Origin of the sequence: Streptomyces spinosus (assembly GCF_020400655.1) — a bacterium.
GTDB lineage: Bacteria > Actinomycetota > Actinomycetes > Streptomycetales > Streptomycetaceae > Streptomyces > Streptomyces argyrophylli.
In genome coordinates, this window is the sequence record NZ_JAINRC010000011.1 from 298,970 (window position 1) to 313,785 (window position 14,816).

General features: G+C 73.2%; 15 protein-coding genes and 1 pseudogene. 5 read left to right on the plus strand and 11 right to left on the minus strand.

Features of this window, described 5'->3' with window-relative positions; translation table 11 throughout:
* Window positions 1–5: 5 nt before the first annotated feature.
* The 6 genes from fabG to LG395_RS22340 all read right to left on the minus strand — a co-directional run bounded on the left by fabG (window position 6) and on the right by LG395_RS22340 (window position 5,309).
* On the minus strand, window positions 6–767 hold the full coding sequence (fabG, locus tag LG395_RS22315) for a 3-oxoacyl-ACP reductase FabG (RefSeq protein WP_225810971.1): 762 nt from the start codon (window positions 765–767) through the stop codon (window positions 6–8).
* A gap of 148 nt (window positions 768–915) precedes the next feature.
* Window positions 916–1,344 carry a DUF3037 domain-containing protein gene (locus LG395_RS22320; protein WP_225811013.1) on the minus strand — a complete coding sequence of 143 codons (429 nt, stop codon included), beginning with the start codon at window positions 1,342–1,344 and terminating at the stop codon, window positions 916–918.
* A 17-nt stretch (window positions 1,345–1,361) separates the two neighbouring features.
* A complete protein-coding gene (locus LG395_RS22325; protein ID WP_171160171.1) occupies window positions 1,362–2,150 on the minus strand; it encodes a HipA family kinase in 789 nt (262 codons plus the stop codon).
* A 133-nt stretch (window positions 2,151–2,283) separates the two neighbouring features.
* Entirely contained in the window at window positions 2,284–3,258 is a 975-nt protein-coding gene (locus LG395_RS22330) for a magnesium transporter CorA family protein (RefSeq protein WP_225810972.1), read from the minus strand.
* Between the two features lie 43 nt (window positions 3,259–3,301).
* Window positions 3,302–3,727: a DUF7144 family membrane protein gene (locus tag LG395_RS22335; protein ID WP_225810973.1), complete on the minus strand. Its 426-nt coding sequence runs from the start codon at window positions 3,725–3,727 to the stop codon at window positions 3,302–3,304.
* A gap of 235 nt (window positions 3,728–3,962) precedes the next feature.
* Window positions 3,963–5,309, minus strand: a complete 1,347-nt coding sequence (locus tag LG395_RS22340; protein ID WP_225810974.1) for a hypothetical protein — start codon at window positions 5,307–5,309, stop codon at window positions 3,963–3,965.
* Window positions 5,310–5,898: 589 nt separating this feature from the next.
* Between LG395_RS22340 and LG395_RS22345 the strand changes: the two genes are divergently transcribed.
* Window positions 5,899–6,474 carry an ion channel gene (locus LG395_RS22345; RefSeq protein WP_225810975.1) on the plus strand — a complete coding sequence of 192 codons (576 nt, stop codon included), beginning with the start codon at window positions 5,899–5,901 and terminating at the stop codon, window positions 6,472–6,474.
* Window positions 6,475–6,487: 13 nt separating this feature from the next.
* Here LG395_RS22345 and LG395_RS22350 read toward each other — a convergent pair whose 3' ends face one another.
* From LG395_RS22350 to LG395_RS22360, 3 genes are all read right to left on the minus strand, one after another.
* Window positions 6,488–6,685 carry a DUF8691 family protein gene (locus LG395_RS22350; RefSeq protein ID WP_225810976.1) on the minus strand — a complete coding sequence of 66 codons (198 nt, stop codon included), beginning with the start codon at window positions 6,683–6,685 and terminating at the stop codon, window positions 6,488–6,490.
* A gap of 160 nt (window positions 6,686–6,845) precedes the next feature.
* Window positions 6,846–9,524 carry a winged helix-turn-helix domain-containing protein gene (locus tag LG395_RS22355; protein WP_225810977.1) on the minus strand — a complete coding sequence of 893 codons (2,679 nt, stop codon included), beginning with the start codon at window positions 9,522–9,524 and terminating at the stop codon, window positions 6,846–6,848.
* Between the two features lie 138 nt (window positions 9,525–9,662).
* The gene (locus tag LG395_RS22360; RefSeq protein WP_225810978.1) at window positions 9,663–10,226 is read right to left on the minus strand and encodes a hypothetical protein; all 564 of its coding nucleotides are present in this window, start codon (window positions 10,224–10,226) and stop codon (window positions 9,663–9,665) included.
* Window positions 10,227–10,589: 363 nt separating this feature from the next.
* Between LG395_RS22360 and LG395_RS22365 the strand changes: the two genes are divergently transcribed.
* Both LG395_RS22365 and LG395_RS22370 read left to right on the plus strand, forming a co-directional pair.
* Window positions 10,590–11,168: a fasciclin domain-containing protein gene (locus LG395_RS22365; RefSeq protein WP_308071291.1), complete on the plus strand. Its 579-nt coding sequence runs from the start codon at window positions 10,590–10,592 to the stop codon at window positions 11,166–11,168.
* Window positions 11,169–11,352: 184 nt separating this feature from the next.
* A complete protein-coding gene (locus LG395_RS22370) occupies window positions 11,353–11,823 on the plus strand; it encodes a Rieske (2Fe-2S) protein (protein ID WP_171158366.1) in 471 nt (156 codons plus the stop codon).
* A 60-nt stretch (window positions 11,824–11,883) separates the two neighbouring features.
* Here the strand turns inward: LG395_RS22370 and LG395_RS22375 are convergent.
* A pseudogene (locus LG395_RS22375) lies at window positions 11,884–12,109 on the minus strand (hypothetical protein); the annotation flags it as partial.
* A 107-nt stretch (window positions 12,110–12,216) separates the two neighbouring features.
* Here LG395_RS22375 and LG395_RS22380 point away from each other — a divergent pair.
* Entirely contained in the window at window positions 12,217–12,687 is a 471-nt protein-coding gene (locus LG395_RS22380; protein WP_225810980.1) for a pyridoxamine 5'-phosphate oxidase family protein, read from the plus strand.
* An 18-nt stretch (window positions 12,688–12,705) separates the two neighbouring features.
* Here the strand turns inward: LG395_RS22380 and LG395_RS22385 are convergent, their stop codons facing one another.
* On the minus strand, window positions 12,706–13,608 hold the full coding sequence (locus LG395_RS22385) for a LysR family transcriptional regulator (RefSeq protein WP_171158362.1): 903 nt from the start codon (window positions 13,606–13,608) through the stop codon (window positions 12,706–12,708).
* A 74-nt stretch (window positions 13,609–13,682) separates the two neighbouring features.
* On the opposite strand from LG395_RS22385, the gene LG395_RS22390 reads away from it, so the two are divergent.
* On the plus strand, window positions 13,683–14,624 hold the full coding sequence (locus LG395_RS22390) for a DMT family transporter (protein ID WP_225810981.1): 942 nt from the start codon (window positions 13,683–13,685) through the stop codon (window positions 14,622–14,624).
* Window positions 14,625–14,816: the final 192 nt, after the last annotated feature.

Sequence of the window (14,816 nt, forward strand, 5' to 3'; positions counted from 1 at the left end):
GATCCTTAGTTGAGTGGTCCGCCGGCGACGTACAGCACCTGGCCCGAGACGAAGCCGGCCGCCTCGCCGGTGAAGAACGCGATGGCGTTGGCGATGTCCTCGGGCTCACCGACGCGCTGCACCGGGATCTGGGTGGCGGCGGCCTTCTTGAAGTCGTCGAAGCCCATGCCGACCCGGTCGGCGGTGGCCTTGGTCATCTCGGTGGCGATGAAGCCGGGGGCGACGGCGTTGGCGGTGATGCCGAACTTGCCCAGCTCGATGGCGAGGGTCTTGGTGAAGCCCTGCAGACCCGCCTTGGCGGCCGAGTAGTTGACCTGACCGCGGTTGCCGAGCGCCGAGGAGGAGGAGAGGTTGACGACGCGGCCCCAGCCGGCGTCGACCATGTGCTTCTGGACGGCCTTGGTCATCAGGAACGAGCCGCGCAGGTGCACGTTCATGACCGTGTCCCAGTCGGAGGCGCTCATCTTGAACAGCAGGTTGTCGCGCAGCACGCCCGCGTTGTTGACCAGGATCGTCGGGGCGCCCAGCTCCTCCACGATCCGGGCGACGGCCGCCTCGACCTGCGCCTCGTCGGAGACGTCCGCGCCGACCGCGACGGCCTTGCCGCCGGCCGCGGTGATCTTCTCGACGGTGTCCTTGCAGGCGGCCTCGTCCAGGTCGATCACGGCGACCGCGCGGCCCTCGGCCGCCAGTCGTACGGCGGTTGCGGCGCCGATGCCGCGCGCCGCGCCGGTGACGACCGCGACCCGCTGTTCAGTGGTGGACATTGCTGTGTCTCCTCGCCCTTGAGAGAACCTGTCGGGTCCTCGGAGAGGACCCCCTGGTGCGGTGAGCGACCGCTTAGTACCTTCAGCACCCGTGACGCTAGAAGCACTGGCACCCGGTGTCAACGGCACGTCGGCCCGGTGTGATCCATTACCTCACCAGGAGGTCCAGCAACCGCTCCGTCTCGGCCGCCGGGTCAACCGTCAGACCGGTGTGCACCGGGCCGGGCTGGACCACGGTGGAACGGGGCGCGATCACCCACCGGTAGCGGCGCCCCGCGTCGTCGCCCGCCGCCTGCCCGGCCTGGTCGCCGCCCGCGCAGTGCCGCTCGATCGCACGCAGCGCGGCGCGCACCCCGGGGACGTCGGCGGCCGGGTCCAGCGCGAGCAGCCGGGCCTCGTCCAGATGGGTGGCGGCACCGACGTAGCCCCGGGCGCGGCAGTACACGACCACGCCCGCGTTGATGCACTCCCCGCGCTCCACCCGGGGCACGACCCGCAGCAGCGCGTACTCGAACACGTCCCGGTCGCCGCCCTGGCCCGCCCGGGTGATGTGCCGCTCGGTCACATGGCCGGCCATGTGGATGTGGCGCTCGCTCACTTGCCCTCCCCCGTTACGGATCCGCTGGTGGTGCCGATGCCGGTGATCCGCCCGGCGATGACGGCCGCCCGCGCGAGCAGCGGCCGAGCGTAGGCCCGGCGCAGGTCGTCCGGTGTGCCGAAGCCGGGCTCGCCGTCGAGCCAGACGTCGGGGATCTCGGCGGTGACCTCGGCCAGCAGGTCCTCGGTGACCCGGGGGGCCAGCTCGGCCGCGGCGGCCGTGACGTCCGGGGCGAAACCGGCGAGGGCGTGGTCCGAGGCGTCGTAGGGACGGGCCGCCGAGGCCTCGGCGCCGGGCCAGTTGTGGTGCCAGATCATGGTGGCGCCGTGGTCGATGAGCCACAGTTCGCCCCGGTGCACGAGCAGGTTGGGGTTGCGCCAGGACCGGTCGACGTTGTTGATCAGGGCGTCGAACCAGACGATCCGGCCGGCCTCCTCGGGGCTCACCGGGAAGGCGAGCGGGTCGTAGCCGAGGGCGCCGGACAGGAAGTCCATGCCGAGGTTGGTGCCGCCACTGCCCCGGAGCAGGTCCTGTACCTGCTGCTCGGGCTCGCCGAGCCCGAGGACCGGGTCCAGGTGGACGGTGACCAGGCGGGGCATGCGGAAGCCGAGGCGCCGGGCGAGTTCGCCGCACACCACCTCGGCGACCAGCGTCTTGCGGCCCTGTCCGGCACCGGCGAACTTCATGACGTACGTGCCGAAGTCGTCGGCCTCGACGAGCCCCGGCAGCGAACCCCCTTCACGCAACGGCGTGATGTAGCGGGTCGCGGTGACCTTCTTCAGCACTTCCCGGGCCATCCATCTCTTCAGCCTCCGGCATGAAGAGAGCATAGTAACCGAGAGTGATCGTGGACGCGGAGGGCCCGGGTCACGGCTCCGGCGCCGCCCCGCGACGCGGGGATTCCGGACGGCGGGGGCCTCAGGTCTCGTCCCGCAGCCTCCGCCAGGCGCGGGTGCGGTGCAGTACGTAGAGGGAGACGAGCAGGACGGCCGCCTGAAGCCCTATGGCCAGCAGCCAGAAGACCACCCTGCTCTCCAACTCGTCGGTCATGAAGGCGAAGTTCATGCCGAAGAAGCCCGTCAGGAACGACAGCGGCAGGAAGATCACCGACACGATGGCCAACCGGTTGATCACACCGTTCTGTTCGCCCGCGACCAGGGACCCGTAACTGGCGAAGGCCCGGCGGGTGGCCTCCTGCGAGGACTCGATGTCCGCGAGGACCAGTCGGGCCGCGCGCTGGAACTCCTGGGCGAGCCGTTGCCGCTCCACCGGGAAGTCGCTGCTCATCATCCTGCGGGTGATCATCTCCTCGACCACCTGGAGGTACGGCAGCAGCGAGTGGTGCAGCAGGGCGGCTCGGCGGCGCAGGTGGGACAGGCGGTAGATCTGCTCGGGACGCCGCTGCGCGAACATGTCGTCCTCCAGCTCCTCCGCCTGGAGCAGGGCGGCGACCGCGGCACGGCGGAACGTCGCCAGCGCCTCCTGGAGCACCAGGAACAGCGTGGCCACGGCATCGTGCGGATTCTCCCGCCGCAGGTGCGCGGTCAGCTCCTCCGCGAAACGGGCCCGGCCCCGGTGGGAGACGACCAGGTAGCGTTCACCGGCCAGGACGTGGAGATGGGCGATCCGGCCGCCCTGGACCACCGGAACGACGAAACCGGCGAGGTCGCCCAGGAACTCGGCCCGCGCGGACTCCCCTTTCCGGCCGAACCACGCCAGTTCCCTCGCGTCCAGGCCGAGCCGGTGGGCCAGTGACTCGTCCGCCGGGCCCTCCTCCGCGGGCTGCTCGACGTCGAGCAGCAGGAAGGGGTCGAGGGCGAGCCGCCGACGCGCCTCCGCCACGGAGAGGCGCGTGGTGTCCGCCTCCGGCATCGACACCGTCCGTATGATCATCGCCCTCTCCGCGGTCCTCGCCGGCGCCCCGGGCGCCCGGCCCTCAGTCGAACGTGCCGGACGCGCCTTGCCGCCCCACGCACAGGGCCCAGATGACGAACGCGGAGAAGGCCATCAGAACGATCGACCAGACCGGGTAGTACGGCAGGGAGAGGAAGTTGGCGATGATGACCAGCGAGGCGATGGCCACTCCGGCGACGCGGGCCCACAGGGCGCCCCCGAGGAGACCGAAGCCGACCAGCAGCGCGACGGCGCCGAGGATGACATGGATCCAGCCCCAGCCCGTGAGGTCGAACCGGAAGACGTAGCTGCGCGTCGCGAGGAACACGTCGTCGTGCGCGATCGCCATGATGCCGCGGAAGACGTCCAGCATCCCGGAGAGCAGGAGCATGACGGCGGCGAAGGCCGTGAGGCCGGTGGCCCATTGTTGTCTGGCGGTGGGTGTGGACGCGGTGGGTGCGGCGGGCATCGTGCGACCTCGCTTCCGTGCGGTGCGCCGTGTCCGGCGCGCTGTGGCTCAGACGGTTCGCGCGTGCGCGTCACGGGCGGACTCGCGACCCCGTCACCCCCGCTCAGGGTGTCCACCCGGGCGGTGCGGCGGATGCTCTCCGCCTGCGTCCGGATCCGCGTCCGGCGGCCGTCCCGTAGGCCCAGCGTGCGCGGGGCGGGCCGCGGTCGCCTCACCCGGTACGGGTGAACGTCCGTCACGGGACCGGCCGCTCGGCGCGGTCGGCCGTCGGTCCCGTCGCCGCGGACAGCACCGCCGTGACGGCGAGCACGACCACGACCAGGAGCAGGACGAGCGCCACCGCGCCCACCGTGGGGTGGTTCCACAGGACGAGGGCCAGGACACCGGCCCCGATGGTCACCCCGGTGGTCCACGGCCGGTGAGCGGCCAGCCACTGTCCGAAGTGGCCGGTGCGCACCCCGGCGCCGCCGAGCTGCCGTCCCGCCGCCGTGGTGCCCTTCCGCGCCGCGGACCGGGCGGCGCGCGCCGGGCGGCTCGGTCCGTACAGCCAGGCCGCCACCGCGGTGATCAACGAGACGACGAGCAGTGTGCGGACACTGTCGCGCAGGAAACGGACGAAGGTGTCGAAGATCGTCGCCGCCGCGTCGGGGGGCAGCGCGGCCGGCGGGACGGAGTCGAGATAGACCCGCCGCACGACGGCCAGTGCCACGAGCAGTACGGCCATCATGGCGCCCATGCCGAGGGCGGTGACCAGCAGCATCACCCGGTGCCCCGGAGCGGTCCACACGGCCGCGACGGCCGCGGCCAGGGCCAGTACGGGGACCCAGACGCCGAGGATGTCGAGCAGCCGCATCGCGTTCTGGGCCTTGCGCAGCTTCTCGGTGTGGAACAGGGTGATCGAACGGTCGATCCGCGGGATGGCGGAGGCGTGCTTGAAGCCGGCGTCCACCAGGCGCTTCTGCACCTGGTCGATCACCACACCGATGTCGAGCTGGACGGTGTCGCCGTTCGCCCGGAGCGCTCCCTGTCCTTCCCCGGTGAGCATGCCCACCACCGCCGACTGTGCCCGCCGGTTGCCCGCCACCCATGCCTGCGCGAAGACGTCGCTGGTCACGACCCGGTGGACGGTCCGGTGCACGACCGTCCGCAGGGCGGAGCGCAGCGGGCCGGTCAGTTCCCCGGCCGCGTCGACCACCCGGGGCGGCGCTCCCTTGTCCGCCAGGACCTTGGACAGCGAGTCCGTCACGGCCTGGACGTCGACCTGGCTCACCACACGGTCGGTCAGCCGGTTGACGAGGGCGTTCTGGACGGCCGGTTCCGAGGCGAGCGGCGCCACGGTCTGCACGTACCGGTCGGTGTCGGCCACCGTGTCGTGCACCCAGACCGCGACGACGGCCAGCGGGGCGAGCACGAGCGTCAGCACCAGGAGGACCGATGCGCCCAGGCGGCGCAGGCGCCGGTGGCGCAGGCGCGCGGCACGCCGGAGCCGCAGGTACTCCGCGTGCTCAGCGCCGGTCAGGACATGACCGGCCGGTGCGGACGAGTCCGGGCCGGACGGTCCGGAGGCGGTGCCGGAATCCATGGTCCTCCTTCGCGGGGAGTGTGGCCGGCGGCGTCAGGGCCCCGGGCCGTGGCGGGCTCCTCCTCCGGCGGCTCGCGCACGGCCGGGGCCCGGCGTACGCGCCCGGCTCGGGCGGTCGGGTCCGTTCCGCGCGACTCCCCGGGCGACGGCGCGCCCGGCCTGGGCGGGACCGCGCGGAACGACCCGCCGGCCTGGTCCGCGGGCGGGCCGGCGCCGAGGCCCGGGTGCGCGCCGGCGATCATCGCGGCCGGACGAACGCGGTGCGCGCAGGAACGGGAGGCCCGTCACCGGTCCGCCCCCCGGTGGCCCGGATCGGTGACCCTGCCGAAGGCGCCCCGCCGGGCGGCCGCCGGGTTCCGGCGTACGGCGCGGGACCGCGGGAGTCGGTCATGGCTCCTCCTCACGCGATCGGCGGATCCCTTCCGGCCGGCCGACGGAGCCGTCAAGGGCACCTCACCGGGCCAGAGTGCCGCCGACCGGGCGTCCGCGGGTCACCCGCGGCGGGTGATCCGTGCGGCGGACCGCGACGATGGGGTAGGTGCGGTGGGCCGCCGGTCGGCCCGTGGCGGAGCGGACGAAGAGGCACCAGATGACCGACCCAGTGGCTCCCGGCGGGCAGCCGGTCCCGCCGGAGGAAACCGCATGCTCCCGGCCGGGCCCCTGGGCGATGGCCGTCTCGGTCGGCCGCTCGGCCGGTGTCGCGGCCGGCCTCGTCACCGCCTACTACCTGCTGCCGCTGGACTGGCACGGAGAGGACGTCACCGCCCTGGCCCTCGCCGGCGGTCTGCTGGCGACCGGCCTGTTCTTCGGCTGGGAGCTGTGGCTCATCAAGCGCTCACCCTGGCCGCGGCTGAAGGCCGCGGAGGCGGTGGCCGCCACCGTGGCGCTGTACCTGGTCCTCTTCGCGAGCGGCTACTACCTGCTCGAACGCGCTGCGCCCGGGTCCTTCAACGAGCCCCTGAGCAGAACCGACGCGCTGTACTTCACGCTCACCACGTTCACCACCGTCGGCTTCGGCGACATCGTCGCGCTCTCCCAGACCGGGCGGGTGCTGGTGATGTGCCAGATGACGTGCACCCTGCTGATCGTGGGTCTTGCCGTACGGGTGCTCGGGGCCGCGGTCCGCGCCGGTCTCCGGCGGCGGGGGCGGGACACGCCCCGGTGAGCCGGCACCCGCATCAGGACGGCGTCTGGCGCATCTCCAGCACCCTCAGACCCAGTGACTGGCAGCGGGCCAGCAGCCCGTACAGCTGGGCCTCGTCGACGACCGCTCCGAAGAGGATGGTCTGACCGGCCATCAGCACGTGATCCAGCTCGGGGAACGCCTTGACCAGCGTCTCGGTCATCCGTCCGTCGACGCGAATCTCGTAGCGCATGAGCTGCTCTCCCCACGTCCGCCCGAGGGGGCTGCCGGACCCCGTCCGTGCGATCCTCCGGCTCCGTGCGTCGCCCCGCTTCGCCCGTGGGAGGTGATACCGGCTGCCGCCGGGGCGCTGCGACCGCATCGGTGCGGCGCGCCCGCTGACCGGCGTGCCGTCACAGGAGTCCCAGTTCCCGCGCGCGGCGCACCGCGTCGTGACGCCGGTTCACGGCCAGCTTCCGGTAGGCACTCTTGAGGTGGGTCTTGACCGTGTTCACCGACACGTACAGGTCGGCGGCGATCTCCTCGGTGGACATCATCTGCGCCAGCCCGCGGACGACGTCGCGTTCCCGTCCGCTCAGCTCCTCGACCACCGGCGGCGCCGCTCGCTGTCCGCCGCGCGCCGGGGCGGCGCGTCGCGGAGGTCCGGTGGGGAGCCGGCCCCCGGCCGGCGCGTCCAGCGGCAGTGCGGGCAGCCACGGCCCCGCGTCCACGAAGGGACGCCACAGCCGCTCGCGGCGGGCTTCGCGCAGCGCCCGCGAGACGAGCCCTCGCTGGGCTGTGTGGTCTCCGCGCTCGCCTGCCAGCCGGGCCCTGAGCAGGGCGGCCCGGACGGTGACGGCGGGGCCGATGCCGGCCTGTGACCGCAGTCTGCCGAGCAGTTCGGCCGCGGCCTCGGGCCTGCCCGCGGCCAGTTCCGCCTGTGCGGCCCCCAGGAGGCGCACCGGCTCGTCACGGGGCACGTCGTGCAGCAGTCCGACGGCCGTCTCCGGCCGGTTCTCGGCGAGGTGGGCGGCGGCGGCCACGGACGCCGTGTGCGCCGCGGCCCAGGGTGACGCCACGTCGGCCACGACGGTCCGGTCCGCTGCTTCCAGCGCGGCCTGCGTGTCGCCGCGGGCCAGCGCGATCCGCCCGGTGACGATGGCCCGCCCCGCTTGCGTCACCGGGTCCGGCGACGGGTGCCGCGCGTCCACCGCCACGTCGAGGAGCGCCTCGGCCCGGTCCAGTTCGTCGCGCTCGACGGCCACCGCGGCCAGGACCAGCGATGCCAGCCCCGGCCCGGGGGCGGGGGGCGGGCCGCCCGGGTCCACCGGAGCGACGGTGGCCAACGCGGTGCGCTCGGCTCTGCCCGGCCAGCCCTGCAGATAGTCGATCAGCGCCAGGTGGCCGAGGCACTCCCGGCGCGCCTGCGCCGTCGCTGCCGGCCCGCCGGCGTCGACCACCGTGGTCAGGGCCGCTCGGGCGGCCCGTACACGGCCCGCCCACAGTCGTGCCGAGCCGAGGTGGGTGAGCAGGAGTGCCATCAGCTCGGGGTGCGCCTCGAGAAGCGTGCCCGGCACCTCGCGCCGCACCTGCTCGGCGAGCCGTGCCGCCCTCTCCGCCCGTCCCGGCGCCCCGGTCAGGCGCGCCACCAGAGTTTCCAGCAAGGCGCAGCTCAGCCGGGTCGCGGCCAGGTCGGCCGGATCGCCCTCCGCCGATCCGTCCCGCGCCGGCAGGGCCTGTACCGCCCGTCGAAGGCGGGAGGAGCCCCGCGCGACCTCGCAGCGGGACAGGGCGCAGGCCGCGCGGACGAGGTCCGTGGCCGGACCGGTGGGCTCGGGCCCCATACGGGAGAACAGCCGGGCCAGATCTTCGCAGTGCAGGCCGGTGAAGAGCTCCCCCAGGGCGAGGTCGCCGACGAGCGCGCCCGCGGCGCTCTCCCAGTCGTCCGCGGCGGCCGCGTGGCCGATTGCTTCGCCGAGCGAGCCCGAGCGCCGCAGCCAGCGTGCCGCGCGGCGGTGCAGCTCGCCTTCCAGTTCCGGGGAGCGCACCCGCAGGTGGGCGCGGAGGATCTCCCCGAACAGCGGGTGCAGACGGAACCAGGCGTGCCCGAGGTACTCGACGAAGGCGTTCTGGCGGTGCAGGGCGGTCAGGACGCCTTCGGCGTCGGTGCGTCCGGTGAGGGCGTCGGCGAGGCCGGGGCAGAAGCGTTCGAGGACGCTGACCCGCAGCAGCAGGTCCTGCGTCCCGGCCGGCTGCCGTTTGAGCACCTCGGCGAGGAGGAAGTCGGCGATCGTGGTGCGGTCGGCCTCGAACTCCTTGAGGAACGTCCGCGGATCCGTCTCCTCCCGCGCGGCCAGGGCACACAGCCGCAGCCCGGCCGCCCAGCCGCGGGTGCGCTCCACCAGGGCGCCCACGTCGTCGGCCGGCAGACGCAGGCCGTGCAGCGCCAGCAGGGCGGCGGCCTCGTCGGGGGTGAGGGCCAGCTCGGCGTTCCTGATCTCCGTGATGGTGCCGGCCGCCCGGTAGCGGTGCAGTGGCAGGAGGGGCTCGGTGCGCGTGACGAGGACCAGGCGCATGCCGTGGCCCGTCTGGTGGAGGACGAATTCCAGCTGGTCCGCGATCTCCGGATCGGTCACCCGGTCGTATTCGTCGATGGCGAGGATCACCGGGGTGTTCCGGGTGCTCAGTTCGGCGGCGAGCCGCGTGAGCAGCCTGTCGTCCGCGCGGCCCGCGGAGGCGGGGAGGCCGACGTCGGCGGACATCGTCACGCCAGCCAGGCGCAGGGCCTCCAGCAGGTACGCCCAGAAGGTGCCGCCTCCCCTGTCCGCCACCTGCGCGGTGAGCCAGGCGACGGGTTCGTGCCGGGTCGAGACCCAGTCGGCGGTCAGCAGGGTCTTGCCCGCTCCGGCGGCTCCGTGGACCACCGTCAGCGGCGTCAGCAGGGCCTCGTCGAGGTGGACCAGCAGCCGGTCGCGCCGCAGGTACGTGACGGGACGCGCCGGTATGGCGAACCGCGTCCGCAGGAACGGGTCCCCTCGGGGATCGGCGTGTGGTGGGTCCGGCGCCCGTCCGGTCCCGCCCGGTACGGCCATGCTCCTCACCACCTCGGTCGTCGCCCGGTGGACGACGCGGGAAGGGGAGAACTGCCCTGGGTACAGCGGGGACCGGGGGGCTCGCCGGCGCCGGCTGTGACGAGCGCCGGCGGACAGTGCGGACGGCGCCCTTCCGTTTCAGCTTACCCTTCCGGATCGCCGTGGCTCGTGGTGGCCGCCGGCCTCGTCTCCCCTTCGAAGGCGTGTCAGTTGGAAGGACCGTTCGCCGAGACGGGTGGTCAGCCGGTGCTTCGCGGCCGCCGCCAGTTCGTCGAGGCGCTGCTGAAGCCCGCTCAGGTCCGCGGAGGGGGCGCCCTTCGCCACCCGGCCCAGGGCGGCGGCGACTTCCCTGTCGAGGGCGGTCATGGCCGCGCGGACCTCGTCGCTGTCGACGTCCGCCTGGGCGGTGTCCCAGACGGCGTGGCACTCCTCGCCGTGCCGGAGCGCTTCCGCCCTGATCCGGTGACGGTTCCCGGGTGAGTCCGCCGCGCCGGTCGTCTCCGGCAGCCCGGCCACCCAGTCCCTTGCCGCGCACACCTGCCTGAACTGCTTGTGGACGGCTTGCCGCTGGGCCAGCAGTCCCGACTGCTCGTCCCTGTGGCGCTGTCCCAGGGTTCTGACCACGTAGTGGGCCGTCGCCCCGAGGAAGCCTCCGCCGAGGGCCCCGCCGATGCCTGCGAGCGCCGTACCAAGCCTGATCACACCTCTCAGTCAACGTCTTGCGGGGGTGGCCACGGCGGTCCACGCCGCACACGTCACCCGTTGTGCCCGCAGACAGGCACGCGGTCGGTCGAGCGGTGCGAAGTCCCCGACGGCCCGGCGGAGGACCGCAGTTCGTCCGGCACGGTGCACGGCCGCGACCGGCGTGTTCCCGCGAGCCGGGGCGGTCACGGGGCCCGTGCCTCGAGATGCGGTCATCGGCGCCCGCTGGTTACGCTCGCTGAGTGGCCGGGTGGAACGGCCCATGGCCTGGCGCGGCACGCGTCCCGCCCCGCCCGGCGGAACCGAGGAGTTCCGCGGTCCGCACCGTCGCAGTGCTCACACCTCCACGGGAGGAAGGTCGCGATGAGGTTCACCCGCATGCGTACAGCGAGGGCCACCGGGGCGGCTCTGGCCGCCGTTCCGCTCGCGCTCGGAGGTCTGGCGTCGCAGAGCCACGCCCAGGGCGCGTCCCCCAGCCCGTCGGGAACGTTCGGTCCCGGCTGCTCGTCGCTCTCCCAGAAGGCCGACACCGCCAGGGACAAGGTCGTGGAGGCGGCGGCCGCCTACCCGGAGCTCAGCCAGCTGGTGGCGGCGACGGTCCGGGCGAGGCTGAGCAGCGCCCTCGACGGGAAGTCCGGCATCACCGTCTTCGCCCCCGACAACCAGGCCTTCAAGAAGGTGTCCGCGTCGCAGCTCGCCGCGCTGCTGAAGAACGAGGGGCAGCTGAAGAAGGTGCTGGGCTACCACGTGGTCGGCCAGCGGATCACCCCGGATCAGCTCTCCAAGGGCTCCTTCACGACGGTGGAGGGCGGCAAGCTGACGACGTCGGGCTCGGGCACCCACTTCAAGGTCAACGGCAAGGCGAACATCGTCTGCGGCAACGTCAAGGCCGCCAACGCCACCATCTACGTCATCGACGCGGTTCTCAAGCCCCCGTCCTGACTCGGCGCTCCTGCTCCCGGCCCTCGGGTGCCCCCCGAGGGCCGGGAAGGGGAGACCCACAGCCGCGCCTCACGGTCCCTTCGTCGCCGGGCTGCAAGGATCCGGGTATCCGTCTGAACGGCCGCCGTCCGCCGGCCGTACCCCATGACGGACCAGGAGAAGCTCCGCGGAAGGGAACCCCCAGATGACCAGCCCATCCCTGCACCCCGCTGTGGGACCGGCCCGCCGTACCGTCATGGCGGCGGCCGGAGCGGCGGGGCTCGCCGCCGCGCTGACCGCCTGCGGTTCGGACGACGACTCGTCCGCCACCGCCGACACCGGCTCGGGGTCGGGCGGTTCCGCGCAGAACGGCGCCGACACCGCCGGTCGCACCGCGCTCGCCAAGACCGCCGACATCCCGGAGGGCGGCGGCAAGATCTTCAAGGACCAGGGCGTCGTGGTCACCCAGCCGTCGGCCGGCACCTACAAGGCGTTCTCCTCCAAGTGCACCCATCAGGGCTGCGCGGTGGGCAGCGTGGCGAACGGCGTGATCGTCTGCCCGTGCCACAACAGCGAGTTCTCCGTGACGGACGGCAGCGTGAAGAAGGGGCCCGCGACGCAGCCGCTGCCCGCGGCGAAGATCAGCGTCTCCGGCGACGAGATCACACTGGCCTGAGCGGGCCGGACGCCGTCCGCGTGCCCTCCTGAAGGAGCCAGGCAGTTCCCGCTGGTCACCACTGGCGACCAGGCCGAGGGTGTCGCGGATCAGCGCGGGGGTGTGGTCGGTTGACACCCCCGCGACGGCGTCGGCGTCGATCGGCGGCGCGACGCGGACCTCCGTGCTGCCGGTCGGCCGCTGCGCGGGAAGCCGTTCGGCGGCGCGGAACGGGCGCGCGTCGCGGTTCGGGCCCCGGGCCGTCGGGGCGGCGCTCGGCGACCGCGCGGCTCACCCGCATACCGGTCCCGTAGCACGGCGGCGCCCCCTTGGGGACGACGGCTTCTCTTTTCTGACGTGATATCAGAAGATCATCGTGGTTTTCTGACACGACGTGGGAGAAGAGGGGGCCGCATGACCGTCACACAGCAGCGCCGGGGCCGGAAGATCATGATGACGCCCGGTGAGCTGGACGAGTTCCTCACCGCCCAGCGCACCTGCCGGGTGGCGACCGTCTCGGCCGACGGGGGGCCGCACGTCAGTGCGCTGTGGTTCGCCTGGGACGGCACGTCGCTGTGGCTGTACTCGGTGGTGCGCAGCCGGCGCTGGGCGCAGTTGCGCCGCGACCCCCGGGTGGCCGTCGTGGTGGACTCCGGCGAGGAGTACGACCAGTTGCGCGGGGTCGAGCTGTCCGGCCGGGTGGAGTTCGTCGGCGAGGTGCCGCGCCGGGGTGAGCTCTGCGCCGAACTGGACACGGCCGAGACGCTGTTCGCGCGTAAGAACTTCGGCCTGGACGAGATGCCGCACGACGGCCGGCACGCCTGGGCCCGGCTGACTCCGGACAAGATAGTGTCGTGGGACTTCCGGAAGCTGGGCGGGGCGTAGCCGGGACGACCGTGACGCTCAGCCCAGTTCCCGGGCCGCCGTCCGCAGTGCCCCGACGGCCGCGCGGATGGAGGGGCGGCGGTCGGCGTCCGCCCGCCAGACCACGTACACATGGCGGCGCACGCGCTGCCTGAGCGGCACCAGGACCACACCCTCGGGCACCGGGTGCCGGCCCAGCAGCGGCGCGATGCACACGCCCAGCCCCGCCGCGACGAGACCGAGCTGGGTGTGGGTCTCGCCCGCGCGGTGGCCGACGATCGGCTCCACACCCTTGGACCGCAGAGTGAACATCAGCCACTCGTGGCAGAACTCGCCCTCTCCCCAGGTGATCCACTCGTCCTCGGCGAACTCGGTGAGGTCCACCTCGTCCCGGTCGGCCAGGCGGTGCGTCGCGGGCATGGCGACCTCGGCCGGATCGTCCAGCAGGGGCGCCTTGACCAGGCCGTCGGGCACGGGCATCGGCTTGTTGTACCAGTCGAGGACCACCGCGAGGTCGAGATCGCCGCGCACCACCCCGGCGATGCCCGCTTCCGGCTCCAGCTCGCTGGAGCGCACGCGCAGTCCCGGGTGCTCGACGCGCAGGGCGCCGAGCGCGGCGGGGAACAGGCCCCGGGCGGCGGTCGGGAACGCCGACAGCCTCAGTTCGCCCACGACCTGGCCGCGGTGCGCCTCCAGGTCGGACTGGGCCAGTTCGACCTGCGACAGGATGCGCGCCGCGTGCTCCGACAGCAGCCGGCCGGCGTCCGTGAGGCGTACGCCCCGGCCGTTCTTGGCGAGGAGCTGCTGGCCGACCTCCCGCTCCAGCTTGCCGAGCTGCTGCGAGACCGCGGACGTGGTGACGTGCAGTGCGTCGGCGGCGGCACTGACCGAGCCGTGCCGGGACAGGGCGTCGAGGGTGCGCAGGCGCTCCAGGTTCAACATGTAAGCGATTCTAAGAGGTACCAGGTGGAAGTTCTCGATTGTGCTACGAGGTTGTCTCCAGCATCGTGGAGACCATGAGCACGGTCACCGCTTCGACCCGAACCAGGTCCCAGTCCCCCGCCCCCTCCCGGCCGCGCGCCCGCCTCGACTGGCGGCTCCGCTTCGGCGTCCTGTCCCTGATCTGGGGCTTCAGCTTCCTGTTGATCAAGGTTGGGACCGGCGGGTACGCGCCCTTCCAGGTCACCCTCGGACGGCTGGTGTTCGGTACGGCGGTACTGGTGGCGGCGATGGCGGTCAAGCGGGAGCGGCTGCCGCGCGGGGCGCGCCTGTGGGGGCACATGGCGGTCGCCGCGTTCCTGCTGAACGCCCTGCCGTTCTCGCTGTTCGCCTACTCCGAGCTGACGATCCCGTCCACCCTGGCCGGCATCTGCAACGCCACGTCCCCCCTGTGGGGCATGGCCCTGTCCCTGGTCGCCCTGTCCGAGGACCGGCCGACCCGGGTGCGCGTCGCCGGACTCGGCCTGGGCTTCCTGGGCGTCCTCACCGTGCTCGGCGCCTGGCAGGGCTTCCACGGGCTGGACGCCACGGGCACGGCGATGGCCCTGCTCGCCTCGCTGAGCTACCCGGTCGGCTGGATCTACGTGCGACGGACGCTGACCGGCACGGGGAACTCCCATCTGTCCATGACCGGGGGCCAGTTGCTGCTGGCGACCGTGCAACTGGCGGTCGTGACACCGCTGTTCACCAGCGTCCCGGAGCACTTCGCCGTCGTCCCGCTGCTGGCCGTCGCCGCCCTGGGCGCGTTGGGGACCGGGCTGGCGGTACTGATCCAGTACGGCCTGGTCGCCGAGGTCGGGCCCACCACCGCCCAGATGGTCACCTACTTCATCCCCGTCATCGCCACGGCCGCGGGGGTGGCGATCCTCGGGGAGTCCCTGCGATGGACGACGCCGGTGGGAGCGGTGATCGTCCTGGCAGGGGCCGCGCTCACACAGATACGGGGCAAGGGCGCGTGACGTGACGGGGCACGGGGGCGCGGCCCTGTCGCGACGCGGCGGGGGCGCGGGGACACGGTGCGCGTGACGCGGCGAGGCACGAAAGCACCGACCCGCCGAACGCAATCACACAGGCCCGTTGTGACGCGGTGGGACACGCGAGTGCGGACGCGCCGGGACACCTCGGGGCGGGGGCGTGGGGACACAGGCCCG